Source organism: Geosporobacter subterraneus DSM 17957 (genome assembly GCF_900142145.1).
GTDB classification, from domain to species: Bacteria; Bacillota; Clostridia; order Peptostreptococcales; family Thermotaleaceae; genus Geosporobacter; species Geosporobacter subterraneus.
Map to the genome: position 1 here is coordinate 14,478 of NZ_FQZV01000021.1, position 23,142 is coordinate 37,619.

31 protein-coding genes are annotated in these 23,142 nt (G+C 39.6%); 28 read left to right on the forward strand and 3 right to left on the reverse strand.

The features are described from left to right. Positions 1–20: 20 nt before the first annotated feature. Positions 21–626, reverse strand: coding sequence for a DUF502 domain-containing protein (locus BUB56_RS08960; protein WP_110940977.1), 606 nt, complete (start codon positions 624–626; stop codon positions 21–23). Between the two features lie 506 nt (positions 627–1,132). Between BUB56_RS08960 and BUB56_RS19385 the strand changes: the two genes are divergently transcribed. After that, positions 1,133–1,294: a hypothetical protein gene (locus BUB56_RS19385; RefSeq protein WP_190014350.1), complete on the forward strand. Its 162-nt coding sequence runs from the start codon at positions 1,133–1,135 to the stop codon at positions 1,292–1,294. Positions 1,295–1,306: 12 nt separating this feature from the next. Further along, positions 1,307–1,486, forward strand: a complete 180-nt coding sequence (locus BUB56_RS08965; RefSeq protein ID WP_110940978.1) for a hypothetical protein — start codon at positions 1,307–1,309, stop codon at positions 1,484–1,486. 137 nt (positions 1,487–1,623) lie between these two features. Here BUB56_RS08965 and BUB56_RS08970 read toward each other — a convergent pair whose 3' ends face one another. Beyond that, positions 1,624–2,067 carry a cell wall hydrolase gene (locus BUB56_RS08970; protein ID WP_110940979.1) on the reverse strand — a complete coding sequence of 148 codons (444 nt, stop codon included), beginning with the start codon at positions 2,065–2,067 and terminating at the stop codon, positions 1,624–1,626. Between the two features lie 189 nt (positions 2,068–2,256). Between BUB56_RS08970 and BUB56_RS08975 the strand changes: the two genes are divergently transcribed. The 7 genes from BUB56_RS08975 to BUB56_RS09005 all read left to right on the forward strand — a co-directional run bounded on the left by BUB56_RS08975 (position 2,257) and on the right by BUB56_RS09005 (position 9,592). Then, the gene (locus BUB56_RS08975; protein ID WP_110940980.1) at positions 2,257–2,610 is read left to right on the forward strand and encodes a PilZ domain-containing protein; all 354 of its coding nucleotides are present in this window, start codon (positions 2,257–2,259) and stop codon (positions 2,608–2,610) included. A 50-nt stretch (positions 2,611–2,660) separates the two neighbouring features. Then, positions 2,661–4,013, forward strand: coding sequence for a D-serine ammonia-lyase (locus tag BUB56_RS08980; protein WP_110940981.1), 1,353 nt, complete (start codon positions 2,661–2,663; stop codon positions 4,011–4,013). Between the two features lie 193 nt (positions 4,014–4,206). Next, a complete protein-coding gene (locus tag BUB56_RS08985; RefSeq protein ID WP_110940982.1) occupies positions 4,207–5,397 on the forward strand; it encodes a DEAD/DEAH box helicase in 1,191 nt (396 codons plus the stop codon). Between the two features lie 41 nt (positions 5,398–5,438). Next, the gene (locus BUB56_RS08990) at positions 5,439–6,380 is read left to right on the forward strand and encodes a phosphoglycerate dehydrogenase (protein WP_330392595.1); all 942 of its coding nucleotides are present in this window, start codon (positions 5,439–5,441) and stop codon (positions 6,378–6,380) included. A 131-nt stretch (positions 6,381–6,511) separates the two neighbouring features. Beyond that, entirely contained in the window at positions 6,512–7,462 is a 951-nt protein-coding gene (locus BUB56_RS08995) for an ROK family protein (protein ID WP_110940984.1), read from the forward strand. 50 nt (positions 7,463–7,512) lie between these two features. Continuing rightward, positions 7,513–8,856 (forward strand): glucose-6-phosphate isomerase, encoded by a 1,344-nt coding sequence (locus BUB56_RS09000; RefSeq protein WP_110940985.1) that lies wholly within the window; start codon positions 7,513–7,515, stop codon positions 8,854–8,856. Between the two features lie 19 nt (positions 8,857–8,875). Beyond that, complete coding sequence (locus BUB56_RS09005; protein ID WP_110940986.1) at positions 8,876–9,592, forward strand: phosphatase; 717 nt, start codon at positions 8,876–8,878, stop codon at positions 9,590–9,592. A 33-nt stretch (positions 9,593–9,625) separates the two neighbouring features. Here the strand turns inward: BUB56_RS09005 and BUB56_RS09010 are convergent, their stop codons facing one another. Then, positions 9,626–10,204, reverse strand: a complete 579-nt coding sequence (locus tag BUB56_RS09010) for a YdcF family protein (RefSeq protein ID WP_110940987.1) — start codon at positions 10,202–10,204, stop codon at positions 9,626–9,628. A 133-nt stretch (positions 10,205–10,337) separates the two neighbouring features. Between BUB56_RS09010 and BUB56_RS09015 the strand changes: the two genes are divergently transcribed. From BUB56_RS09015 to BUB56_RS09105, 19 genes are all read left to right on the forward strand, one after another. Next, positions 10,338–10,580 carry a carboxymuconolactone decarboxylase family protein gene (locus BUB56_RS09015; protein ID WP_110940988.1) on the forward strand — a complete coding sequence of 81 codons (243 nt, stop codon included), beginning with the start codon at positions 10,338–10,340 and terminating at the stop codon, positions 10,578–10,580. Positions 10,581–10,640: 60 nt separating this feature from the next. Continuing rightward, on the forward strand, positions 10,641–10,868 hold the full coding sequence (locus tag BUB56_RS09020; RefSeq protein WP_110940989.1) for a carboxymuconolactone decarboxylase family protein: 228 nt from the start codon (positions 10,641–10,643) through the stop codon (positions 10,866–10,868). Positions 10,869–10,978: 110 nt separating this feature from the next. Then, positions 10,979–11,698: a zinc dependent phospholipase C family protein gene (locus BUB56_RS09025; protein WP_110940990.1), complete on the forward strand. Its 720-nt coding sequence runs from the start codon at positions 10,979–10,981 to the stop codon at positions 11,696–11,698. A 74-nt stretch (positions 11,699–11,772) separates the two neighbouring features. Then, the gene (gene nfsA, locus BUB56_RS09030) at positions 11,773–12,510 is read left to right on the forward strand and encodes an oxygen-insensitive NADPH nitroreductase (protein ID WP_110940991.1); all 738 of its coding nucleotides are present in this window, start codon (positions 11,773–11,775) and stop codon (positions 12,508–12,510) included. Between the two features lie 108 nt (positions 12,511–12,618). Next, entirely contained in the window at positions 12,619–13,377 is a 759-nt protein-coding gene (locus tag BUB56_RS09035) for a peptidylprolyl isomerase (RefSeq protein ID WP_110940992.1), read from the forward strand. A gap of 127 nt (positions 13,378–13,504) precedes the next feature. After that, complete coding sequence (locus BUB56_RS09040; RefSeq protein ID WP_110940993.1) at positions 13,505–15,187, forward strand: LytS/YhcK type 5TM receptor domain-containing protein; 1,683 nt, start codon at positions 13,505–13,507, stop codon at positions 15,185–15,187. A gap of 15 nt (positions 15,188–15,202) precedes the next feature. Then, positions 15,203–15,502 (forward strand): LytR/AlgR family response regulator transcription factor, encoded by a 300-nt coding sequence (locus BUB56_RS09045; RefSeq protein WP_110940994.1) that lies wholly within the window; start codon positions 15,203–15,205, stop codon positions 15,500–15,502. Then, complete coding sequence (locus BUB56_RS09050; RefSeq protein ID WP_190014352.1) at positions 15,487–15,957, forward strand: LytR/AlgR family response regulator transcription factor; 471 nt, start codon at positions 15,487–15,489, stop codon at positions 15,955–15,957. The genes BUB56_RS09045 and BUB56_RS09050 overlap by 16 nt, the downstream gene beginning before the upstream one ends. A gap of 126 nt (positions 15,958–16,083) precedes the next feature. Further along, positions 16,084–16,293, forward strand: a complete 210-nt coding sequence (locus BUB56_RS09055; protein WP_110940996.1) for a hypothetical protein — start codon at positions 16,084–16,086, stop codon at positions 16,291–16,293. Positions 16,294–16,567: 274 nt separating this feature from the next. Continuing rightward, positions 16,568–17,062, forward strand: a complete 495-nt coding sequence (locus BUB56_RS09060) for a YajQ family cyclic di-GMP-binding protein (protein ID WP_110940997.1) — start codon at positions 16,568–16,570, stop codon at positions 17,060–17,062. 125 nt (positions 17,063–17,187) lie between these two features. After that, positions 17,188–18,075 carry a DMT family transporter gene (locus BUB56_RS09065; protein WP_110941034.1) on the forward strand — a complete coding sequence of 296 codons (888 nt, stop codon included), beginning with the start codon at positions 17,188–17,190 and terminating at the stop codon, positions 18,073–18,075. A 194-nt stretch (positions 18,076–18,269) separates the two neighbouring features. Next, positions 18,270–18,515: a DUF1292 domain-containing protein gene (locus tag BUB56_RS09070; RefSeq protein ID WP_110940998.1), complete on the forward strand. Its 246-nt coding sequence runs from the start codon at positions 18,270–18,272 to the stop codon at positions 18,513–18,515. A gap of 11 nt (positions 18,516–18,526) precedes the next feature. Next, positions 18,527–18,937, forward strand: a complete 411-nt coding sequence (locus BUB56_RS09075; RefSeq protein WP_110940999.1) for a DUF6762 family protein — start codon at positions 18,527–18,529, stop codon at positions 18,935–18,937. A gap of 60 nt (positions 18,938–18,997) precedes the next feature. Further along, positions 18,998–20,041 carry a dual-specificity RNA methyltransferase RlmN gene (rlmN, locus tag BUB56_RS09080; RefSeq protein ID WP_110941035.1) on the forward strand — a complete coding sequence of 348 codons (1,044 nt, stop codon included), beginning with the start codon at positions 18,998–19,000 and terminating at the stop codon, positions 20,039–20,041. Positions 20,042–20,191: 150 nt separating this feature from the next. Next, positions 20,192–20,605: a hypothetical protein gene (locus BUB56_RS09085; RefSeq protein ID WP_110941000.1), complete on the forward strand. Its 414-nt coding sequence runs from the start codon at positions 20,192–20,194 to the stop codon at positions 20,603–20,605. A gap of 73 nt (positions 20,606–20,678) precedes the next feature. Continuing rightward, positions 20,679–21,032: a hypothetical protein gene (locus BUB56_RS09090; RefSeq protein ID WP_110941001.1), complete on the forward strand. Its 354-nt coding sequence runs from the start codon at positions 20,679–20,681 to the stop codon at positions 21,030–21,032. 132 nt (positions 21,033–21,164) lie between these two features. Next, complete coding sequence (locus BUB56_RS09095; RefSeq protein ID WP_110941002.1) at positions 21,165–21,365, forward strand: cold-shock protein; 201 nt, start codon at positions 21,165–21,167, stop codon at positions 21,363–21,365. A gap of 110 nt (positions 21,366–21,475) precedes the next feature. Then, a complete protein-coding gene (locus BUB56_RS09100; RefSeq protein ID WP_110941003.1) occupies positions 21,476–22,303 on the forward strand; it encodes a nitroreductase family protein in 828 nt (275 codons plus the stop codon). Between the two features lie 37 nt (positions 22,304–22,340). Continuing rightward, a complete protein-coding gene (locus tag BUB56_RS09105; RefSeq protein WP_110941004.1) occupies positions 22,341–23,135 on the forward strand; it encodes a PepSY domain-containing protein in 795 nt (264 codons plus the stop codon). The last annotated feature ends 7 nt before the right edge of the window (positions 23,136–23,142 follow it).

Sequence of the window (23,142 nt, forward strand, 5' to 3'; positions counted from 1 at the left end):
CTGCAAGCCAGGCTTGTGTGTTATTCTTCAGTTTTTTTATGATGCTCCGGAAGCAAAATGCCCCCGGATACGATGAGCTTAACTGCAGCTTCAATAGATAGATCAAGGAAGTGTATATTTTCCACGGGGATCATCACCAGCATGCCGGAGGTGGGATTCGGCGTAGTAGGGATGAAAACACTTTTCATTTCCTTTTGCGTTTTTAGATGGATTTCATTTGGTGCATCTGCAGTAATAAAACCAATTACATAGATGCCTTTAGAGGGATATTCAACTAAAACTGCAGACTTAAAGGCATTTTTTTGATTGATAAAAAGTGTATCTGTCAACTGTTTCATAGAGAGATAGACTGTATTGACAAGTGGAATTCTTTTAAAGACAGCCTCAGTGAAGTGAATGATTTTTTTGCCTAGAAAGTTTGTGGATATAAAGCCTGTAGCCAATATGATGAGGACTGTAAGAACAACACCAATTCCTACTAAGGGAAAGCCTAAAAAAGCCTCCAATGGTTCACGGAAAACAGCATCAATTCGATTGAACAGCCAGATTACGATGCTTAAGGTAACAAAAATGGGAACTAAAACAAATAAGCCGGTTAAAAAAATATTGCGCAGGTGCTTGATCATAAGTATCCTCCAATATATTATCAGGATAATGCATCCACTAGTAATTATAATGGGAAAGAAAAACTTTGTATAGATGATTCATTGAATAAATATAGTATATACAATATGGTTCTAAAAAAATAAACAGTGAAACCAGCAGTTATTTCCCTGTTTCTAATATTTTATCGTTTTTGTTTAAGTAACATTGCGTACTTGCTGCAATAAGTACCTGTATCGGAGATATTATTCTGATAAATGAAAGACTGTTATACTCTGTACAACAGTCTTCAAGGGGCTAGTTCAATATGTTTACGAATTTGATAGAGTAAATATCACACATGACTAAACGGTTCGTTTGAGGTTCTCTCAATACAATGTAGCTGATACCCACTGCCTCTAAGGTACCTTGTCTATCAACAAACATATTAGTACCAATAAGAAAATCTACATTTACAAATCTACCAATTATAGTTTTTAGGAAACCCTGGGTATAATTGATGTCTTCCTGTATTGGAGGACCGGGTTGAATGACAAGGCTAGGTCCCCTTGGCATTGTAGGAGAAGGGGAGGTGTCCTGCAGGGGTGATTCCGGTGGAATCGGTGTCAAGGGTACTGTAGGAATTTCCGGTGTCATAGGCATTTCCGGTGTCATAGGCATATTAGGCATCATAGGCAAAGAAGGCACATAAGGGGTAGTTGGCATGCCGGGACCCATAGGGATGTTAGGCATCATGGGCATGGTACGTGCAGTAGGCATAGCGGATACTGGCTGCATCCAAGGTAAGGAAGGTGCAGCAGGAATGGTTGATGCAGGCGGCATCCATGGTAAAGAGGGGGTGGCAGGTATCTTTGCTGTACCGGGCTGCATCGCACCGCCATAATTGGCATTGGCATAATCATTACAATACATAATAATCCTCCTTGAAAAATGAATTTATGGGTAATGATATGGAATTAAAACAACCTTAGTGGCTTAGTCTTAATTATAAAAAGCAAAGTGAATAAGACAAACATTTATCTAAGTTTGTGCATATAGCTCCGTCATATTATAGAAACAGTGGTCTCCCACACGGACTTGGAAAATACCTACACCGTTTCTGGGGAATATTTCAGGGCAGACTGGCTGAAAAGGATTGAAGTACCACAGAGACCACCCTACTGTAAATAACTTGTTTCCAGCAAGGGCCCAATCGGCGATATCATAATGAATCTGCTCAGGGGGATTTGCCCATATGGTTTGTGGATTTGGAACTCCCCGAAGTACGCTGCGCACACAATCAAACTGGCCTTGCTGATAGATTACTTTTCGTATATCCCCTTGACATACACGATGATATTCACCAAAACCGATTTGTGTTCTATTCATAACGACAGTTGCAACGGCCTTCATACCATTTTCTCCTTCACCGCCTGCTTCACATTTTATGATTCTGGCTAATAGTTCTCGATCGGAAAATGACACACAAATCACCTCTTTTCTTGCTGATACTATTAATTTATTCCTTGAACAGAAAAAAGGTACTAAATAATTGGTGGTTTTTCGTTTAAAATATAAAAGAATAGAGGAGCTTAGGAAGTTGTATAGAATAAAACTAATAAACAGAAGCTTGTATATTGCATAAAAATGTGAGAGGAACAGGAGGAAATTATTATGGAAGAGAAAAGAATGAGTAAGAGAGTCCCCGTGCATATGCATTTATCAATAGAATCTTTATATAAATCCGGTGAGGCTGAAAAGATATCCATCAGCGAGGATATAGCGGTAACCAATATATCCAAGAGGGGAATCGGCTTCCTTAGCAGCAGGGCTTTACCAGTAGACCACTATTTTAATACCAAGATACAAATTGATGAAGAGAAAATGTTTTACTGTGTCTTAAGGATTGTGAGATGTAAAAAAATAAATCAAGGATACCAAATAGGATGTGAGTTTGTTGGCTTAGCCAATATTCTTGGAGAAAATATCGATTTATATATTGAAGAAATCGGCGAGGAGCAGGAGTAGCTTAGAATCGCTAAGTTGGGCTGAAAATTTGTGCTGAAAAGGAGAATGACATGAACGACCATATCGTTTTAGGCAAAAGGATGGAAGAATGGGAAAAGAAGTATCCGCTTCTGACCCATTTAAGAAAGTATGAAAAAGTAGTTTGGAATAACACGGAATTGACTTCTGTAGAAGAGTTGCTGCCAAGTCTGCCATTATCTCATAAGGATATTATGGATGCAGAAGCGCGGTGGCAGCGATTTGCCCCATTGTTGATGAGATTGTTTCCGGAAACCTCTACTACTGAGGGAATGATTGAGTCTCCCTTGCTTGAGATTCCCAGTATGAAAAGAGCTATGGAGCATTATTGGAACTTTACAATACCAGGACAGCTGCTGATCAAATGTGATAATCAACTGCCCATTGCAGGTTCTATTAAGGCAAGAGGAGGCATTTATGAGGTATTGAAACATGCAGAAAAGTTGGCTATTGACAACCATATGCTTTTTCTAAGCGATGATTACAGTAAAATGGCTTCTGCAGAATTTAGAGAATTCTTTAGCCAATATGCCATTGCTGTAGGATCAACGGGTAATTTAGGTCTAAGCATCGGGATCATTGGTGCAGCCTTGGGGTTCCGTGTAACTGTACATATGTCTGCCGATGCCAAGGCTTGGAAAAAGAAGCTGTTGCGGGAAAAAGGCGTAAGGGTCATAGAGTATGCCTCAGATTATAGCAAAGCCGTAGAAGAGGGACGCAGGCAGTCAGAAGGAGATCCTAAAAGCTATTTTGTAGATGATGAACAATCTGTTGAATTATTTCTTGGCTACAGCGTAGCTGCTTGTCGTCTAAAGAAGCAGTTAGAACAACAAAATATCGTTATAGATGCGGCACATCCCCTGATTGTATATTTACCATGCGGTGTCGGGGGTGCTCCTGGAGGAATAACCTTTGGATTAAAACTGGTTTTTGGCGACCATGTTCATTGTTATTTTGCAGAACCAACCCATTCCCCCTGCATGTTGATGGGTCTGATGACAGGGGAAAATGAAAAAATAAAAGTGCAGGATTTTGGTATTGATAACATTACAGATGCCGATGGATTGGCAGTGGGGGCACCTTCTGCTCTTGTCACTAAATTGGTTGGGAAATGGATTGAAGGAGTATATACGGTGGCTGATAAAGAATTATACCCAATCCTTACCCTTCTGCAGGATCAAGAAAATACTCAGATTGAACCATCGGCATCTGCTGCCTTTCTTGGACCGATACGCCTGTTGGTAGAAGCCCACGAGAAACCGGCATGGTTAGGAACTCAACCTGTCCATATTGCCTGGGCGACAGGAGGGGTTTTTGTACCTAAAAGCCACATGGACGAATTCTATCATAAGGGTAAAATGATTCTGGAAGAAAGATTTAGATAGCAGCTATGCATCGAATATTGAGGGGCTAGTGTAGCCAGGGTCTTTATTTTAAATGAGGGAGGCATCCTATTGCCCACAGCTTATGCTTCGGGCAATCCTTGTCTTTAAATCATTGTTTTGGTCGAGATCCCAGCAATGGGATCATCTTTTATGGGGTATACTATACCCATTAATGAAAAAGGAGTAGTTTGACGTGAAAAATAATTTTGAATCATTTCAATTGAATTCTTTTATATTAGATAATCTATCGAAGGAAGGCATCTGCAAGCCGACAGAAATCCAGAATGAAGCCATTCCTTTAATTATGCAGGGAAAAGACGTAGTTGGAAAAGCGAAAACCGGAACGGGAAAAACCTTTGCTTATTTGCTTCCCATGATACATAAGATTGATCCGCAAAAAAGGGAACTGCAAATGTTAGTATTAGCGCCTAGTCGAGAGCTTAGTCTTCAAATCCAAAGGGAGGCTAAACGAATTATACAGGGTACAGAAATCCTAGTAGATACCATTTTAGAAGGGATGGATATCAATAGACAGTTGGATAAGCTAAAGCAAAAACCCCAGCTCATCATAGCGACTCCAGGAAGACTGATGCATATCATCGGACTGAATAAGATTAAAATGCATGGGGTACGCGGTATTGCCTTTGATGAAGTGGATCAGATATTAGAGCAGGGTTTGCGGGAAAAGGTAATGGCTATTGTAAAAACAACACTAAAGGATAGACAATTGCTGAGCTTCTCTGCTACCTTATCAGAAGAAGCAAAAGAAATCCTGCTGCAGCTCATGCAGGAACCGGAGTTTATCCATTTAGACCATGCAAAGCCGGTTCCAGCAGAAATTGAACATCAATATATTATCAGCAAATCTCCTACGAAGATGGAAACCCTAGAGGAATTGCTGCAGGTTTTAAAACCCCAGAAATCTTTGGTTTTTATCAATAAGAATGAGAATGTAGATCGCTTTGTAAAAGAGTTGAAATCAATGGGATTTTCTGTAGGCGGTATTCAGACAAGAACGAAGAATCAGGACCGGCAGCACTTGCTCAGTACCTTTAATAACGGAAAGTTAAAAATACTGGTAACGACAGACCTATTTACAAGGGGTATGGATTTTCAAAATGTTACCCATATTTTCAATATGGATCTGCCCTTAAATAAAGTGGATTATCTCCATCGGGCCGGAAGAACCGGGAGAATGCATCGAGAGGGCAGCGTAATGAATATTGTAAGGGACAGAGAAAAGTTTGTCCTTTATAAAATGATGAAGCAGCTGAATATCGAAGTAGTACCTGTAGATATCATTGGAGGTAAGGTAATACCCGTAAAAGCGATTATTCAAAGAAATCGGAGAAGAGGTCAGCAACAAAAAAATTCACCCTTATAAAACTATAGATATACACTTAGGTTTGTGAGAGGAGGATCCCTGTGAAGGTACTATTTACCTATGATTATGGTCAGGAAAAAATGAATCGTATTCGACAGTTAGGGTATGAGATTCTTTATGTCCACGAGAATGAGATTGAGGTAAACAAAACTACAGAAGATGCTGACGTCCTGGTGTGCTACAACCCTTTTTCACGGCTAGATTTGCGTCAAATGAAGCAATTAAAGCTTATTCAGCTTTCCAGCATTGGAATCGATCAGGTGCCTTTGGAATATATTCAGGATAGTGGGATTATTCTGTCCAATAACCGTGGGGGATATAGCATCCCTATAGGCGAGTGGATTGTCATGAAAATACTGGAGATGTTAAAAAACAGCAGAGGGCTGTATCTGCAACAGCAAAACAAGCTGTGGAGGATTGATACCAATATTCTGGAGCTTTATGGGAAGACCATTGGCTTTGTCGGTACGGGAACCATTGCTCATGAGGCTGCAAAGCGGCTGCAGGGCTTTGACGCCACATTGCTGGGTGTCAATACCAAGGGGACCCAAACAGCGTATTTTCAGCGCTGCTATCCCATAGAAGAATTGGATGAAATGTTAGCAAAATGTGATATTGTAGTATTGACGATACCCTATACTGGGGGTACTCACCATCTGATCAATCAGAAACGGATTGAGGCTATGAGAGAAGGGGTTTATTTTATTAACGTGTCTAGGGGCAGTATTGTAGAACAAGAGGCTTTGATAAGGGCATTGGAAAGAGGAAAAATTCGAGCAGCGGCCTTAGACGTATTTGAAGAAGAACCGCTGCCGCCGGAAAATCCTTTATGGGATTTAGGTAACGTAATGATTACACCCCATAATTCATGGGTTTCAGAAATGCGAAACGAGCGAAGATTTATGATCATATATGAAAATCTATCCCGTTTTCAGAAGGGAGCTCCTTTGTTAAATGTGGTAGATCTGGAAAAGGGTTACTAGTAATAAAAACTATTAAGGAGCAGTAAACATCTGCTCCTTTACATATGGTCTAATTAACAATGAATTCTTTATCGCTTTATGGTGATGTGCTATAATAGTGATGATCATTTACATATTAAGGGGGGTTAGGAATGTTGATCGGTGTGGATTTAGGCGGTACCAACATTAAAGTTGGTATTGTCAATCAGGAAGGACATATCCTGTTTCAAAATAGTAGAGCCACAATTCCCAGCAGGCCATATCAATCCATCGTTCAGGATATTATTGAACAAATCGAGGAAGGCATGATGCAGATAAATAGATCTGTAAGTGAGATCCATTCTATAGGAATCGGAATTCCAGGGATTGCAGAACAACAAACGGGGAAGGTTATCTACTGTACCAATTTATCCTGGTATGATGTACCGATAGGAAAGATGCTCCGGGATCATTTTAACAAACCGGTTTTTGTCGAGAATGATGCGACTGTAGCCGCATTGGCTGAAAGTGTATCCGGATCTACAAAGGGATTAGCCAACTCTGTTTTTTTAACCCTTGGTACTGGAGTAGGCGGCGGAATTATTATCAATCACAAGGCTTATAGCGGAAGCCATGGGGCTGGCTCGGAAATCGGGCATACGATCGTTGGTGAAAACTTCTATGCGTGCAACTGTGGAAGAAATGGTTGTTTGGAGACCTTTGCTTCTGCTACGGCCATGATCCGCTATGCACAGAAGCGTTTACGAGAGGGTGCTCAGGGCAGAGAGCTTTTAGATATGGTAGAGGGGAATATCGAAAATATCACGGCCAAAGCGATTTTTGACTGTGCACAAAAGGGAGATCGGCTGGCTATAGAGGTCGTAGACCGAACGATTAAATATCTGGCTATCGGTATTGCGAATATCCATAATATGCTGGATCCAGACTGTATTACAATCGGCGGCGGAGTATCGAAGGCTGGGGATGCTCTTTTGATACCGCTGAGAGAAGCGGTAAAAAAGCTAACCTTTTGTAAAAGTGTTGACTATGGGGACATTACATTAGCCCAGCTGGGAAATGAAGCGGGAATTATTGGGGCTGCATTTTTAGGCGTACACCAGTAGGGGTCACATGCAAAGGGAAATACTGTGAGAAATTATATAGGAGGGATAGGATGAATAGGATTGTATTAGATTATTCGAAATCACAAATCGGAACCCATGAGCTGGATTACTTAAAGGAGCCTGTGGCGCAGATGCATCGGCTGCTCCATGAGAAAAAAGGGGCAGGCAATGATTATGTGGGTTGGGTGGATTACCCGCTGAATTATGATAAAGAGGAATTTGAACGGGTAGTAAGGGTTGCAGAAAAAATCAAAAAAGATTCACAAGTCCTAATCGTAATAGGAATTGGAGGATCGTATCTTGGTGCAAGAGCTGCAATCGAAATGCTGGCCCACTCTTTTTATAATCTTCTGCCTGGGGACCAAAGGCAAGCACCGCAAATTTTCTTTGCAGGCCAAAATATCAGCGGTACATATCATCGACAATTATTAGATTTGATCAAGGACAAGGAAGTTAGCCTGGTGGTCATATCAAAATCGGGAACAACTACAGAACCTGCTATTGCCTTTCGATTGCTAAGAGCCTTTATGGAGGAAAAGTACGGTGAAGAGGCTAGCAAGAGAATCTATGCCATTACAGATAAAAGCAAAGGGGCCTTAAGAAAGCTTGCAGAGGATAAGGGATATGAAACCTTTATTATTCCTGATGATGTGGGAGGCAGATACTCTGTTTTAACCCCTGTAGGACTCTTGCCAATAGCTGCTGCGGGCATTGATATCAGAAGTATCATGAAAGGTGCACAGGATGCCTGCCAGGAGTACAAAAAGGAAGAACTTATGGAGAATCCCTGCTATCAATATGCTGCTGTTAGAAGTATTCTTTACAGAAAAGGAAAGGCCATAGAAGTACTGGCTGCCTATGAACCAGCCCTTCGTTTTTTTGCGGAATGGTGGAAGCAGCTTTACGGAGAAAGTGAAGGCAAGGATTGGAAAGGAATTTTCCCAGCTTCTGTTGAGTTTTCTACAGATTTACATTCCATGGGACAGTTTTTACAGGACGGGACAAGAAATATTTTCGAGACTGTGATCTGGGTTGAAAAGTCAAAGGAAGAGATTAGCATTTTAGAAGATCCGGACAATCTGGACGGACTTAACTTTATCAGCGGAAAAACGATGGACTTTGTCAACCGGAAAGCCTTTGAAGGTACCCTGCTGGCCCACACCGACGGACAGGTTCCAAATTTGATTATCCGTATTCCGGAGGCAGATGCCTATAACTTCGGAAGGTTAGTTTACTTCTTCGAGAAAGCCTGCGGAATCAGCGGATACCTGCTGGGAGTAAATCCTTTTGACCAACCGGGAGTGGAAGAGTATAAAAAAAATATGTTCGCATTATTAGGTAAGCCTGGATATGAAGATTTAAGGGAAGCATTGGAAAATAGACTGTTAAAATAAAGGAATGGGGGAGTTTGGCTTGAAATTTGTATTAGATACCCATACCCATAGTATAACCAGCGGTCACGCCTACAGCACCATTCAGGAAATGGCAGAAGCAGCTAAAAATAAAGGTTTGCAGCTAATGGCACTTACAGACCATGCTCCTAAGCTTCCCGGAACCTGCCATATCTATCATTTTTGGAATCTTAAGGTGATTCCCCGAGTCATTAACGGGGTAGAGATTTTGAGAGGTGCGGAGGTCAATATCCTTGATGAAGAAGGAAATATAGACCTGGAGGATGATATACTGGAAAGGTTGGATCTCGTAATTGCAAGTCTCCACGACGCTTGTATAGAACCGGGAACCAGAGAAGCAAATACAAGGGCTCTAATTGGAGCAATGTCAAACAAATATATTCATATTATCGGACATCCGGGAAATCCCCGTTATCCAATCGATGTGGATCATCTGGTTCGTGCTGCAAAAGAAAAGAATGTGCTGATTGAAGTGAATAACAGTTCTTTTCATGTGAGGGAGGGCAGCAAAGACAACTGCACAGCAATTGCATTAAAAGCAAAGGAGTTGGGCTGCAGAGTCGTAGTAGGAAGTGATGCGCATATAAGCTATGATGTAGGCAAATTTGACACCGTATTGGAGATGTTTCGCAAAATCGATATGCCGGAAGAACTGGTAATGAATACATCGGTAGAGAAATTGAAAAATTTTCTTGCGGAGAAAGGGAAAAAAATTTAAAGGGTGCTGCAAGGGCACCCATTTTTATTGAAATTAGCGTCGTAATAGTAAAAATTTTAAAACACTGAAGAACTCCCGTACATGGTACTTGATCTTAGTGCTGATATAGGGATGCATTTTTGCAGCGCTGCCGCTGATTTCGATGTCTAAGTATTTCCCTATACGAAGGGCCCGGTGCAAATGGAAGGTGTTTGTGACAACGATAGCATGACGAAGGCCTGCTTTTTCCATGATTTCTTTGCTATACTTCAGATTTTGAAAGGTATTGTAGGAATTTTCCTCAAGGAGTATATCTTCTGTGGGTATTCCCTGTCGGGTAAGGTAGGCGGCCATTGCTTTGGCTTCTGTAGTGACTTCATCATCCCCTTGGGCTCCACTGACAATGATTTTTTTTCCATAACCCGTATGGTAAAGCTCCATAGCCTGATCCAGACGATACTGGAGCAGAGGACTGGGCTGATCTCCCCAAAGATGGGCGCCTAGCACAATGATTGCGTCTGACGGCACCGGTTTTACCTGATAAGGTGTGACGATAATTTTCCACTGAATGATACAAAATAATAGGGTGAAGGTCAACAAAAGGAATATCAATAGCTGTTTTATATGAAGCATAAGAACCTCCTAGTTTCGTCATGGACACCCTTTATTATATGACATTTTGGTTGTATCGTAAACCCAATGGCATCTTTAGCAAGCAGTTTAGCATAGACGTAAATAATATTTAATTAATAAAGGAGGAATATTCATGGCAAGAATAAAGCCGCTGACACCACAAGAGGTAGATCAGGAGAGTCAGCAGATATTTGAAGCTTTTTTACGACAGCGGGGCAATATCCCTAATATGTTTAGAACATTAGCCCATCGGCCGGAACTTTTGAAAACAGCTTATAAGCACTTTTCTACAATCTTGAATACAGGAACAGTAGATATTCGTTTAAAGGAAATGGTGGGTGTTCGGGTATCTCAAATGAATCAATGTGAATACTGACTGGCATCTCATACTGTTTTGGCAAAACAGTTCGGGGTGTCAGAAGAAGCCATTTATGCGATGGCAGATAAGGAAGATAATCCGGAATTATTTACGGAGAGAGAAAAGGTGGCTTTAGAATTTGCAGAGCGAATGACGGCAGATTCTAATAATGTAGACGAAGCCCTTTGGAATCGTCTCAAGGAACACTTTGATGAAGGTGAAATTATCGAAATTGCATGCGTCATAGGCGTGTTCAACTATTTTAACCGTTTTAACAATGCATTGAAGGTAGATATTACAAAATAAGAAAGCCATAACTGAAAACCTTAAACTTCTAGGAGACCCTAGAAGTTTTTTGTCTATTCTTATAAAAATGACAAATACTAATTTAAAATAAGCATAGATGAGGTGAGCATATGAACGTACTTGAGTCAACCTATGGGAACCTTTTAAGGGCATCCTTCCTGATCTTAAATCCCTTTAAGAAAGCTGTTATAAAAACCCAATGCAAGGTTCATAAGTTTCTCAATATTCAGGCCTTGAAAATATTAAGAAATGATCATTACACCAATGCCTATGATTTTTTGGGGAAATTCATTATGCCAATGAATGATGGGGCGGTTTGGGCAGATCAGGACTTTAAAAGCAGCGGGCATTTCTACAATCCTCATAAAAAAAAGGGAATGTACGGTGCGCAGAATGCCATGAAGCTAGGACAGGAGTATTATCAAAAAGCTCTTGACCTCTGGGGCTTAGAGGAACCTGAAAAATCCTTTTTTTATTTAGGAGCAGCCTTGCACATCATACAGGATATGACGATACCACAGCATGCAAATATAAGGCTGTTGGACAACCATAGACAATATGAGAATTTTGTGAAAAGAACCTACCAATATTGTAACGAGTTCAAAGTGGAGCATGGGACTTATCGGCTTCATACAATTGAAGAATATATCCGCTTTAATGCTAGAGTCGCCTTAAAGGTTTACAAAAAATTTAAGGAAATACCCGATACAGAGCTAAGATATTATCGGACTGCAAAATGTACCCTGCCCTTAGCAGCAAGAACAACTGCAGGCTGTATGCTGACTTTTTACAATGATATCTGGGAGAGACAAAGAAAAAAGCTGAATTAATACAAATTTTATTATCATATCAGCAGCATTTAGGGTATAATAAGCCTAATTATAATAAAAAATGGGGGAACATTATGAATGAAGTTATTCAGCTACTAAAGGCGCACCGGTCTATCCGCAAATTTACTACTAGGGATATTTCAAAGGAATGTTTAAGTGAGATCATTGAAGCAGCTCAGTGGGCATCGAGCTCTACATTTGTTCAAGCCTACAGCATCATTGGCATTCGGGAATCGGAAACAAAAAAGAGATTGGCAGCTTTATGTGGAGAACAGCCTTACATAGAGAGTTGTGCCGTTTTTCTCGTCTTCTGTGCAGACTTGCATCGGTTAGAGCATGCCTGCCGTATGCATCAAACTGACATGGTTGGAGAATATACTGAATCCTTCATTATGGCAACAGTGGATGCGGCTTTGGCAGCACAAAATGCAATGATCGCTGCAGAATCCCTAGGGCTTGGCGGCGTATATATAGGAGGTATCCGGAATCATCCGGAGAAAGTAAGTGAGATGCTCATGCTGCCCAATTATGTATATCCGGTATTCGGTATGGCATTAGGCTATCCAGATCAAGATCCGGAGCAAAAACCAAGACTGCCTATGGCTGTGGTTTATAAAGAGGAAAAATATGAGGATTCAGAGGATATAGACAAGATCATAGCTTATGACAAGATAATCAGTGACTATTATACTCGCAGAACGAAAGGAAAGCGGTCGGATACGTGGACGGAACAAATGGCAGAAAAGATGCAGAATGAAACAAGACCCCATATGAAGGAGTTTTTACAAAAGAGAAACTTTCTTCTAAAATAGATCCGGATCATCTTATAAGAGAATACAGAGAAGAAAAATACGTCAACATAGACTTACCAGGGAAAGTATGGTATGATAAGGAAAAATATTTTTTAAAGGAGATTTATAATGGAGAACAAGGTTTTAGCAACAGTAGGAGAAAAAAAGATTACCCAGGAAGATTTAAATATTGCCTTAAAATATGCACCTAGAGAGCAAGCCGCTCAATTTAACACATTTGAGGGAAAGAAGTACTTATTGAATGAAATGATTATGCAAGAATTGATATATCTTGATGCAAAGGATAAGGGATTAGATAAAGACTCAGCCTATCAAAGTGAATTAGAAGCACTCAAAGAAAATCTGCTAAAGCAATATGCTATTAATCAGTTATTGAAGAGTGTTACTGTAGAAGAGGCTGATGCCAGAGCATATTATGAATCCCATATAAATCAGTTTCAGCAAGGAGAATCGGTTCGGGCAAGACATATATTGATCCATGATGAAGAGAGTGCAAAGGAAGCCTTAGCAGAATTGAAGAGTGGAAAATCCTTCGAAGAGGCGGCCGCTGAATTATCTGAATGTCCATCAAGAGGGCAGGGAGGCGATCTGGGGTATTTTGAAAGAGGGAAGATGGTTCGGGAATTTGAAAATGCGGCTTTTGAACTGGAGTCAGGGCAGGTTAGCGATCTGGTAAAAACACAGTTTGGCTATCATATAATCAAAGTGGAAGATAAGAAGGAAGCATCGGTGATCCCTTATGAGCAAGTAAAGGGTCAAATTATCAGTTACTTAGAAAAGAATATGCAAAACAAAAAGGTTGTGGAGCATGCCAATCAGTTAAGAGATGACTATCCAATAACCATTTTCGAGGACCAGTTAATATAATATCTGAAAAAGGATCAAGTCTGATCCTTTTTTTTTACGGAAAACCTGATTTTGCCAAGGAGCTAGATTACCCGTATCTTCAATGAAAGAGATATGATAAAATGGAAATTGAAGAGGGGTGAGTAAATTGGTATTGGATATTATCGTACAGCTAGCCAATAAGGTTTCCATGATTTTGGTCATTGCTTTTTTGCTTTCTAAAATCAAACTCTTCAAAAACATACTGCTGAAAAATAGTCTTAGTTCAAAAGATAAGTTTTTTTTGACTATTATTTTTTCAATATTCGGTATTATTGGGGCCTATTACGGCATACCTATTAAAAATGCCATTGCCAACAGCAGTATTACCGGCGTGGTGGCCGGAGGGCTGCTTGGAGGAGCAGAAGTCGGTATCGGAACCAGTTTAGTGGTAGCCCTCTACCGCCTGTATATGGGGGGATATGTTGCGCCTGCCAGTGCTTTAACAACTATTGCGGCGGGAACTTTGAGTGGAATGCTGAATCCCCACTTCCTAAAAATGAAAAATAAAGGAACCTATGCTTTTGTGGTTGCATTGGTCTGTCAGATTTTTTTATTCCTAATGATCCTTCTATTGGCAAAGCCCTTTGAAGCCGCAAAAGAACTGGTTTCCATCATTGCATTTCCGATGATTGCTGTAAATTCCTTTGGTGTAGCTATTTTCATATCTATTTTGGATAATATTTTTCATGAGCAGGATAAGGTGGGAGCCTCCACGGCCCAGCTGGCTCTTGATATTGCCAATAAGACACTCCCTTACTTAAGACATGGCTTGGATTTTGACAATGCACAAAAGGCAGTGGAGATTATTTATCATATGGTGAATCATGTTTCAGCTGTGGCGATGACAAGGGGGGAAGTGATTTTAGCCCATATAGGAACTGGAGTGGATCATCACAGCCCTAAGGATAAGATTATGAACAGAAGTACCAAGCAAGTATTGAGTACAGGGGAATATACCATATCGCAAACCAGGGAAGAGATAGGGTGTCGAAGAGAAGCCTGTGAATTGATGGCAGCCATTACGGTTCCTCTTAGAATGAATGATCAAGTAGCAGGAACCTTGTTATTGTATAAGGACCGGGAGAATAGTATAAACTCGGTGGACATACAGCTTGCTTTAGGACTGGCACAATTATTTTCAACGCAACTGGAAATAAGCGAGGCTGAAAACAAGGAGAGGCTTTTAGAAAGGGCTGAGCTAAGGGCTTTGCAAGCGCAAGTCAATCCTCACTTTCTGTTTAATGCATTAAATACCATTGTTTCTTATACTAGAACAGATGCAGATATTGCAAGAAAACTATTAATCCATCTGGGAAATTATTTTCGCAATAATCTGCAGAAGGTAGAGGATTTTATTGATTTTCACTCCGAGATCAAAAACATTCAATCCTATCTTGCCATTGAAGAAGCCCGTTTTGGTCACAAGATGAAGGTTATCTATCACATAGAAGATCATATAAACTGCCAGCTGCCGCCCTTAATCATTCAACCGATTGTAGAAAATGCAGTAAAGCACGGACTACTGCCAAAGAAAACCGGCGGTACGATCACTATAAATGCGAAAAAGGATAAATCAGAAACGATCATTACTATAACCGATGATGGTATAGGGATGAGTGCTGAAAAGATTAAATCTGTGCTCAATCATCCGGCTGCTCATCAAAGGATAGGCATGAGAAATGTAGACAAAAGACTTAGGGGAATTTACGGGGAAAGGTCGGGCTTAATCATAGAAAGTGAGCCTCAAAAAGGTACGAAAGTAACCATTCGTATACCAACAGCACTGTAGAGGGGAGGAGAAACAATGCGAGTTGTTATCATTGATGATGAAGTTCCAGCCTTACGGGAATTGCGATTTCTTCTGGAAAAGTATGAGGATATAGAAGTTGTGGGAGAAGGCTATGACGGTGAGGATCTGGAGGGTCTTGTAGAAGCACTGAAGCCCGATGCAGTTTTTCTGGATATTCATATGGCAAACCTGGATGGGGTTGCTGCAGCTTTTCGTTTTCTTCGGAGAAAAGAACCTCTTTTTTTGTATTTGCAACGGGCTATGATGAATATGCGGTTCAAGCCTTTGAAGCAAATGCAGTGGACTATATATTGAAACCCTTTAGTGAGGAACGGTTGGACATAACGATACAAAGACTTCGAAAAGGCTGCACACACAAGCTGGCTTCCTATGATTACAATCAGGAAAAAATGTTGGATTGTTTTGTGAATTTAAAGCTCATGGATAAAATTGCCGTATGGGATCAGGAGAAGATTAAAATTATTGATTTTCAAGAGATATTGTATGTAACGGTTGAGGGGCGTCAGAGCGTTATTATAACAGAATTTGGCCGGTTTTTTGTCCATTTGAATCTGAAAGAACTGGAGGTTAAACTGCCCAAAGAAAAGTTTTTCAGGACTCACCGGGCATTTATCATAAATCTTGAAAACATTGATGAAATAAGCCTATGGTTTAACAATACTTTTGTTGTTCGGATGAAAAACTGCAGGGATGAGATCCCTGTCAGCAGAACCTTTGTAAAAGAGTTTCGAAATGCTATTGGTTTATAGGCTGTTGAAAGCTATGCAGCTTATAATGCCAGTGATGATTATTTTTTTGCGTTTCATTCTTTAACCTGCATGTTTTTTATCTTCTGAGGTAAAATAAAGCAAAGACATCGGAAAGGAGATAAAAATATGTTAGCTGTTTTGCAAGAAATGCAAGATAATACGGCGGTCATTCTTACAGAGCGGAATTACAAAGTGGTGGTACCTGCTGAAATGATTCCTGCAGGAGCCCAGGTAGGCGATAAGATATATTTAGAATTGAGAACGGAGATGAACAGCCAAGCTGTGGGAGAGAGAATGGATGCCTTGGAGAATGAATATCTGCAGACCTTTTTCTAGCAGAGTAGGATTAGGTTTTTATAGAATATAAGGCTAAAAACTTTTATCAGCATTCCGAGAGGGAGTCTTTATAAGTCCGATGAATGCAAAGACATCAAAAACTGTTTTCATGCATTCCTTAAATAAGGCTTATAAAAATACATCTTGGGGAGTGCTGGTAAAAGTTTTTTATTTGCTTGTTAGACTGGATAAGGATTGTTTTTTCTGGAAATATTTATTACAATAGTAATTGAATCACTAGGAAGGATAAAGCTTTACTGTAAGGAGGTAAATTATGGCTAGCAGTTGTTCATTTGATGTAGTATCAGAAGTAAACTTTCAGGAAGTAGACAATGCAGTAAACCAAGCAAAAAAGGAATTGGCTCAAAGATATGATTTCAAGGGAAGCAAGGCAACAATAGATCTGGATAAGGAAGAGATCAAAATAACTGCTGAAGATGATTTTCGTATTAAAAACATTGTGGACATCCTGCAGACGAAACTTGTCAAACGAAATGTTCCCCTTAAATCCCTGGATTACGGAAAAATCGAACCGGCTGGCGGCAGTATGGCAAGACAAATCATTAAAATACAAAGAGGAATATCCAAGGAAAAGGGTAAGGAGATCGTGGCAGCTATAAAGAATTCTAAGCTAAAGGTACAGGCACAGATCATGGATGATCAGGTAAGGGTTACCGGAAAAGATAAGGATGTTCTTCAGGAAGTTATCCAGATGTTAAAATTAAAAGATTTTGGTGTAGAACTCCAATTTACAAATTATAGATCTTAATGTCCTTAAAGTTCCTATGGAATAGGAACTTTTTTTGTAAACCTTTTGACCACAGGGTAAGTATATGTAAACTGATAAAGGGGATGATCAATGTGGAAGGAGAGCATAAAAAAACTTACGGGTTGATGATAATGTCCACAATATTTTGGGCAGGAGCTTTTATCGCTGGAAAAATTGGTGTTAAAGAGTTTCCTCCTTTTTCGCTGGCCTTTTTTAGATTTTTTTTTGCTACTATTGTAATTTTTGTGATTATGATTGGCTATGAAAAAAAGGAGTGGCGCCTAAAGGGAAAGGACTGGGGTCCAATCATTCTATTAGGACTCATTGGCATGTTCGGTTATCATGTGCTTTTCTTTTCTGCGTTACAATATACTTCAGCAGTAAATTCCTCCATGATTGGTGCTACAAATCCCCTGATTACCAGCATACTGGCGGCCTTCTTTCTTAATGAGAGCTTTGGCGTGAAACGACTGGGAGCAGTTTTGATTGCTTTAGCCGGTGTAGTACTTACCATAACCAATGGTAATTTTACTGTATTAGCGGATTTCTCTTTCAATAAAGGAGATATTCTGATGCTTTTAGCTGTATTATGCTGGGCCGTATACTCGGTGATCAGCAGGAAGGTAATGCATCGCTATTCACCCTTGATTTTAACTTCCTACAGTTTTTTAGTATGCCTAATACTGCTGTTTCCTTTCGTATTATTGGAAAGACCTTTAGTCTACTTGCCTGAAGTGACTTGGAAGGGTTGGAGTGCTGTTTTATATATGTCAATCTTTGCATCGGTGATTGGATATTTAGTACAGCAGATGTCTATCAAGGCTATTGGTGCCAGTAAAACAGCTGCCTTTATTAATCTGGTTCCAGTTTTTTCAATTATTCTCTCTGCACTTATTCTTCATGAAAAAATAACGATGTTTAAGCTGTTTAGTGCAGCTATCATTATCAGCGGAGTTTATTTGAATTCAAAAATGAAAAGTTTGTCCGAGGAATCATTGAAACAAAAAGGGTGATTGTAAAATTTATCACAAAAACTCGAAAAATGGGGTATAATAGAATAGCATACATTACCAAGCAGTACTTTTGAGCCATAGAGATAGACCCATAGTTATTTCATAAATGGCTTATAAAATTGCGGTAATTTTGAAATAATGTAAATAAAAATCAAATTAAACTGCTTTGGCAGTAGGGAAAGAGGATTAGAAAGATGACAGATAAGCAGATAATAAGCTTTTTTGATGAAGATGGACAGAAAGTTGATTTTGAATTGGTAGAGATCATCAATCTAGAAGACAACAAGTATGCTTTATTAGCGCCATTAGGAGAAGAAGATGACGCCTATGTTTATAAGATTGTAGAAGTGGATGGCAAAGAAGAATATGTAGTTGTTGAGGATGACGATGAATTTGAACGAGTCTTAGAGGAATATGATTCCTACTTTGATGTTGATTAGGGGGAAATAACATGGAACCGATGGTGGTCATGCTAATGGAAAAGGAACAGGACACAGGTTATCTGACAAAAGAAATCGGCAGTTATAGGATCATGGAAGGCGGACAGTATATTGATTCCATCTATCTTACAGACCAGGAGGGTGAAAGAACAGTACATCTTCGCCTAACTACAGATAGAGACTTGGAAGATTGGGAATATGAAGCAGTTTTTGATTACTACGATACAGAAGTTTTTGGTCAGGAAATCCGTTCAATCGTAGAAGTAGAAGAAGAATTTAATCCTGTTTGGGAGATTGCCTTTCCTTTTACCGATTCTCGGGAAGGTATGGAAACAATGCTGGAAAGGATTTTGACAATACATAAAACAGAATTAAACAGTACCTATGAAGAAATTCAAGATAAGAAGGAAGAGTATGAATAAAGCCTTAGAGGGATACCACTAGGGCTTTCCTTAATGAACCGACAAAGGAGTTTTTTTATGATGCAGCATAAAGAATTGAAAAGCTGTACACTAGAGGAATTAGAGCTTTTTTTCAAAGAAATTGGAGAGCCGGCCTATCGTGCGAAACAGGTTTTTCAGTGGATTCATAAAGGCGTCCGGTCCTTTGACGAGATGACGAATTTATCGAAGGCTTTAAGGCAGAAGCTTGAGGGAAAAGCTTATTTAGGTCAGATGCATATAGCAGATAAGCTGGTTTCAACGGTAGATGGCACGAGAAAATATCTTATGGAATTGCAGGATAAAAACATCATTGAATGTGTGCTGATGCGTTATGATTATGGAAATACCCTCTGTGTGTCCTGCCAGGTAGGCTGCAGAATGGGCTGCAGCTTTTGTGCATCTACCCTGGAAGGCGTTATTCGGAATTTAAGTGCCGGGGAAATACTGGATCAGGTTTTAATAGTGCAAAAAGATTTGGGAGACCGGATTTCGAATATCGTACTGATGGGAAGTGGAGAACCTTTTGATAACTTCCAGGAAGTAATGAAATTTTTAGACATTATTAATCATCCGGAGGGACTGAATATTAGCCTAAGAAATATTACCATCTCGACCTGCGGTCTTGTACCTCAAATTAAGGTGCTAGCCGATCAAAAGCCACAGGTTACCTTAGCCATATCCCTTCATGCATCCAATGATGAGCTGAGAAGTCAGATGATGCCTGTAAATAAGCGGTATCCGCTCCAAGAGCTTATAAAGGCCTGCCGGTATTATATTGAAAAAACTAATAAAAGAATAACCTTTGAATATGCACTGATCCAAAATGTCAATGATACGGAACATCATGCCAGAGAACTGGGTGAGCTATTAAAATCCTTGATTTGTCATGTAAACCTTATTCCCTTAAATAAGGTCAGTGAAAGGGAATATACAGCGCCCAATAAAGAAGGAATAAAGAAATTTCAACAAATTCTAAAGCAAAAAGGAATTGAGGCAACGATCCGCAGGGAGCTGGGCAGCGATATTAATGCGGCCTGTGGACAGCTAAGGAGAAGATACCTAAAAGAACAGAGAGAGTGTTAAAATCCTTTGGAATGGTGAGCAATTTTCCCTCATAGAATATTATGAAATGAGAAGGAGTTTTAAAAAAGTTGGCGAATATTGTAAGGAAAGAATATTTTGAATTCAATAAAAATTAAACATTGCTCAACAATTCCAAAGGAGGAGATTAAAATGGTTAAGTTAATTACCGGAGGAAAAGGTACCGGCAAGACAAAAAAAATGATAGACATGGCAAATCAGCTAGTGAACAACGGAAAAGGCAATGTAGTGTTCCTTGATGATGACAACCGCCATATGTATGACCTCAAGCATGCGATTCGTTTTATCAGCCTGCATGAATATCCTGTAAACGATGAAAAGAGTTTTCTGGGATTTTTATGCGGCGTGATAGCAGAGGATCATGATATTGAGGTCATTTTTATTGATGGTCTTTTAAAAATTGCCGATGTTTCCATTGATAATGTATCTAAAATCATTGATCAGATCGAAACGCTTTCCCAAAATCATAGTGTTGATTTTGTTGTCTCCCTCCACTGCGAGCCTTCAAATCTGCCTCACGAATTGAAAGAATATGCGGTAGTATAAAATAGGGCGAATAAGCCCTGTTTTTACGATTACAATAATGGATAAATCATGATCATGGAAGGAAGAAACACTAGTGAACAACAAGGAACAAACTTTACAAATTCATAGCGATTATCCTGCTAGAGTTCTAAGAGAGGATCAGGAAACTGGAGATATCGATCTGTTTATTGATCTATCCAACAGAAGTATCAATCTTAAGCTCATTTCCCTTGAGGCTTTAGGAATTTCAAGAATACAACTGCCTCAGGCACGAGGGATATTGATACGGTACTGCAAAAAGGCATACAATAAAAAGGCTACGATTCATTTTTTAAAGAATATAGACTTGCATTCCCACATTATGAATTTTGAAATAAATATTTGTGACTTGAACATTTGCATTGAGGATACTGAGGATGCTGTGGAATTCATTTTGAAAGAAAAATAAACTCTAAATTCCTTCAAAAACTATGAAACATTTTGAGGAATAGGTTTAAATTTAGAGAACTGGGTTATACTAGAATCAAGTATAACTTATTAACTACTATTTATTTTGAAAGGTATAGGAGGCATTTAAGCAATGAAGGAAGGAACTGTAAAATGGTTTAATAATGAAAAAGGGTTTGGATTTATCGAAGTGCCCGGTGAACCCGATGTATTTGTACATTATACAGCAATAACAGGAGAAGGCTTTAAGAGCCTGGAAGAAGGTCAAAGAGTTCAATTTGAAATTATTAAAGGGGACCGAGGACCACAAGCCGCTAACGTAACAAGATTATAAAATATCAAGAGTCTCTGCAGATGTGCTGTGGAGGCTTTTTTTCTTATAAAAAGGAATCTGGGCTTTTGTTGTAGAACTAAGGATTGAGAATAGGATTAGGGGGAGTTATAATGTATAAACAGTGCTTTCAAAGAAAATCTGTACGCCAATATATGGAGGAGCCCTTAGCGGCAGAAATGCTGATGAAGGTAGATAGGATTGTAAAAAAAGTAGGACTTTTATATAACCATATCCCTATGAGAATAGAACTGGTAGAAAATGGAGAAAAGATACATGCAGTTATGAGCGGCTTCCTAGGGAGTTATGGAAAAATAAAGGCGCCTCACTATCTTGCAGTAATTTCCGAAACGAAGGAAGGATATCATGAGAACGTAGGGTTTGCTGTTGAAGAAGCAGTTTTGAAGCTGACAGAACTGGGAATTGGTACTTGCTGGATTGGAGGATTTTTTGATAGAAAATTGATTCAGAATGTGGTAGAAATAAAAAAGGATGAAAAAGTTGTAGTGCTCGTTGCCTTTGGAAAGGAAAAAAGAGGAATATGGGGTGAAGGACTTCGTACTTTTGCAGGATTTGCAAAACGGAAAAAAATAGAAGAGTTTGCATTTTGGAATGATTTGAATGGAAGTGTTGTAGAATATATGGAGAAGCATCCGGAGTGGAAGTCTATCATGGAAGCGGTCCGAGTGGCGCCTTCCGCAGTGAATCTTCAGCCCTGGCGGTTCATATTCAGGGAAGGCCGCATTGATATTTATGCCAAGTCCGGTGTTTCACCAAAAATTTCTGAAGACAGCTGCCTGTATCGTATTGATGTTGGGATTGCTATGCAGCATTTATCAATCGGTTGTCTGGAAGAGGGTATTGAAGGTTTCTTTGAAAGATTAGCCTGCGAAGTGTTTCCGGGACATGTGTATATTAGCTCTTATGTGATAAGGAGATAATTTCGCAGAAAAAATCTTAATAAATAAGGAGAAAAAAATGAGTCAGCGCTGGTGGATAATTTTTATTTTAGTATGGAGTATCTCCATTGGGGGATGCAGCAACAGGTTAGAACCAAATCAGGGAACCCTGCAGACCGATATAAAAGGGATGCTGTCAAAAGAGGAAGCCATTGGGGCTGTAATGAATTTGCCGGAAATTAAAGCCCTTAAGGAAGCTGGAAAAGAGATAGAAATAAAGGGAATGCATGAGCCTACGGAGGAAGAACCTATCTGGGAGATTACTATAGCCGACAAGGATGGAAAGGTAAACCAAACCTATATGCTAAACGGATATACGGGAGAGGTACTTGAAAGTATAGCAGATCATACTCATGATGAAGATATTGAGGAAATGAAGAAGGATATGACCGATACCTTGAAATGGGTATTTGAGAGCTGGCAGAGCTTTCACTATTCCAGCTATGAACCCAGCCGATTAGGCTTAGCTTTTGATGTGAATTTTAGACTGGCCTATATTTTTGACAACTATGATGAAAATAGAGAGCTGGTAGAGAAACAAAAAATTACTTCAGAGGTAAAAATCACTGAAATAAAAGATACGGGCATGGCCTTTAATGAAGAAGACCACACCCTTTATGGCCAGCTTCGGGTGGTGGCCTTATATCAGCAGCAAATTAACGGAGAAAAGCTGGCAGAACCTGTTGAAGTATTAATTTTTTCGAAAAATCATTTAGACAGCGAGGAAGGCTGGCAAATCACCAATGTAGATATGTATAAGACCGACCAAAGCAGCAACGATTTTGAAAAATTGTTTTTTGGATTTAAAAAATAGGCTGATC

Excerpts from the sequence above, each read along its gene's own strand:
- BUB56_RS09075 (WP_110940999.1), top strand. The coding sequence starts at position 18,527 with ATGGAACCGATGGTGGTCATGCTAATGGAAAAGGAACAGGACACAGGT.
- BUB56_RS09070 (WP_110940998.1), top strand. The coding sequence starts at position 18,270 with ATGACAGATAAGCAGATAATAAGCTTTTTTGATGAAGATGGACAGAAA.
- BUB56_RS08960 (WP_110940977.1), bottom strand. The coding sequence starts at position 626 with ATGATCAAGCACCTGCGCAATATTTTTTTAACCGGCTTATTTGTTTTA.
- BUB56_RS09000 (WP_110940985.1), top strand. The coding sequence starts at position 7,513 with ATGAATAGGATTGTATTAGATTATTCGAAATCACAAATCGGAACCCAT.
- BUB56_RS08980 (WP_110940981.1), top strand. The coding sequence starts at position 2,661 with ATGAACGACCATATCGTTTTAGGCAAAAGGATGGAAGAATGGGAAAAG.
- nfsA (WP_110940991.1), top strand. The coding sequence starts at position 11,773 with ATGAATGAAGTTATTCAGCTACTAAAGGCGCACCGGTCTATCCGCAAA.
- BUB56_RS09105 (WP_110941004.1), top strand. The coding sequence starts at position 22,341 with ATGAGTCAGCGCTGGTGGATAATTTTTATTTTAGTATGGAGTATCTCC.
- BUB56_RS09035 (WP_110940992.1), top strand. The coding sequence starts at position 12,619 with ATGGAGAACAAGGTTTTAGCAACAGTAGGAGAAAAAAAGATTACCCAG.
- rlmN (WP_110941035.1), top strand. The coding sequence starts at position 18,998 with ATGCAGCATAAAGAATTGAAAAGCTGTACACTAGAGGAATTAGAGCTT.
- BUB56_RS08975 (WP_110940980.1), top strand. The coding sequence starts at position 2,257 with ATGGAAGAGAAAAGAATGAGTAAGAGAGTCCCCGTGCATATGCATTTA.
- BUB56_RS09095 (WP_110941002.1), top strand. The coding sequence starts at position 21,165 with ATGAAGGAAGGAACTGTAAAATGGTTTAATAATGAAAAAGGGTTTGGA.
- BUB56_RS09100 (WP_110941003.1), top strand. The coding sequence starts at position 21,476 with ATGTATAAACAGTGCTTTCAAAGAAAATCTGTACGCCAATATATGGAG.
- BUB56_RS09025 (WP_110940990.1), top strand. The coding sequence starts at position 10,979 with ATGAACGTACTTGAGTCAACCTATGGGAACCTTTTAAGGGCATCCTTC.
- BUB56_RS08995 (WP_110940984.1), top strand. The coding sequence starts at position 6,512 with ATGTTGATCGGTGTGGATTTAGGCGGTACCAACATTAAAGTTGGTATT.
- BUB56_RS09010 (WP_110940987.1), bottom strand. The coding sequence starts at position 10,204 with ATGCTTCATATAAAACAGCTATTGATATTCCTTTTGTTGACCTTCACC.
- BUB56_RS09085 (WP_110941000.1), top strand. The coding sequence starts at position 20,192 with ATGGTTAAGTTAATTACCGGAGGAAAAGGTACCGGCAAGACAAAAAAA.
- BUB56_RS09020 (WP_110940989.1), top strand. The coding sequence starts at position 10,641 with ATGGCAGATAAGGAAGATAATCCGGAATTATTTACGGAGAGAGAAAAG.
- BUB56_RS08965 (WP_110940978.1), top strand. The coding sequence starts at position 1,307 with ATGCCGGGACCCATAGGGATGTTAGGCATCATGGGCATGGTACGTGCA.
- BUB56_RS09055 (WP_110940996.1), top strand. The coding sequence starts at position 16,084 with ATGTTAGCTGTTTTGCAAGAAATGCAAGATAATACGGCGGTCATTCTT.
- BUB56_RS09065 (WP_110941034.1), top strand. The coding sequence starts at position 17,188 with ATGATAATGTCCACAATATTTTGGGCAGGAGCTTTTATCGCTGGAAAA.
- BUB56_RS09060 (WP_110940997.1), top strand. The coding sequence starts at position 16,568 with ATGGCTAGCAGTTGTTCATTTGATGTAGTATCAGAAGTAAACTTTCAG.
- BUB56_RS09015 (WP_110940988.1), top strand. The coding sequence starts at position 10,338 with ATGGCAAGAATAAAGCCGCTGACACCACAAGAGGTAGATCAGGAGAGT.
- BUB56_RS19385 (WP_190014350.1), top strand. The coding sequence starts at position 1,133 with ATGACAAGGCTAGGTCCCCTTGGCATTGTAGGAGAAGGGGAGGTGTCC.
- BUB56_RS09045 (WP_110940994.1), top strand. The coding sequence starts at position 15,203 with ATGCGAGTTGTTATCATTGATGATGAAGTTCCAGCCTTACGGGAATTG.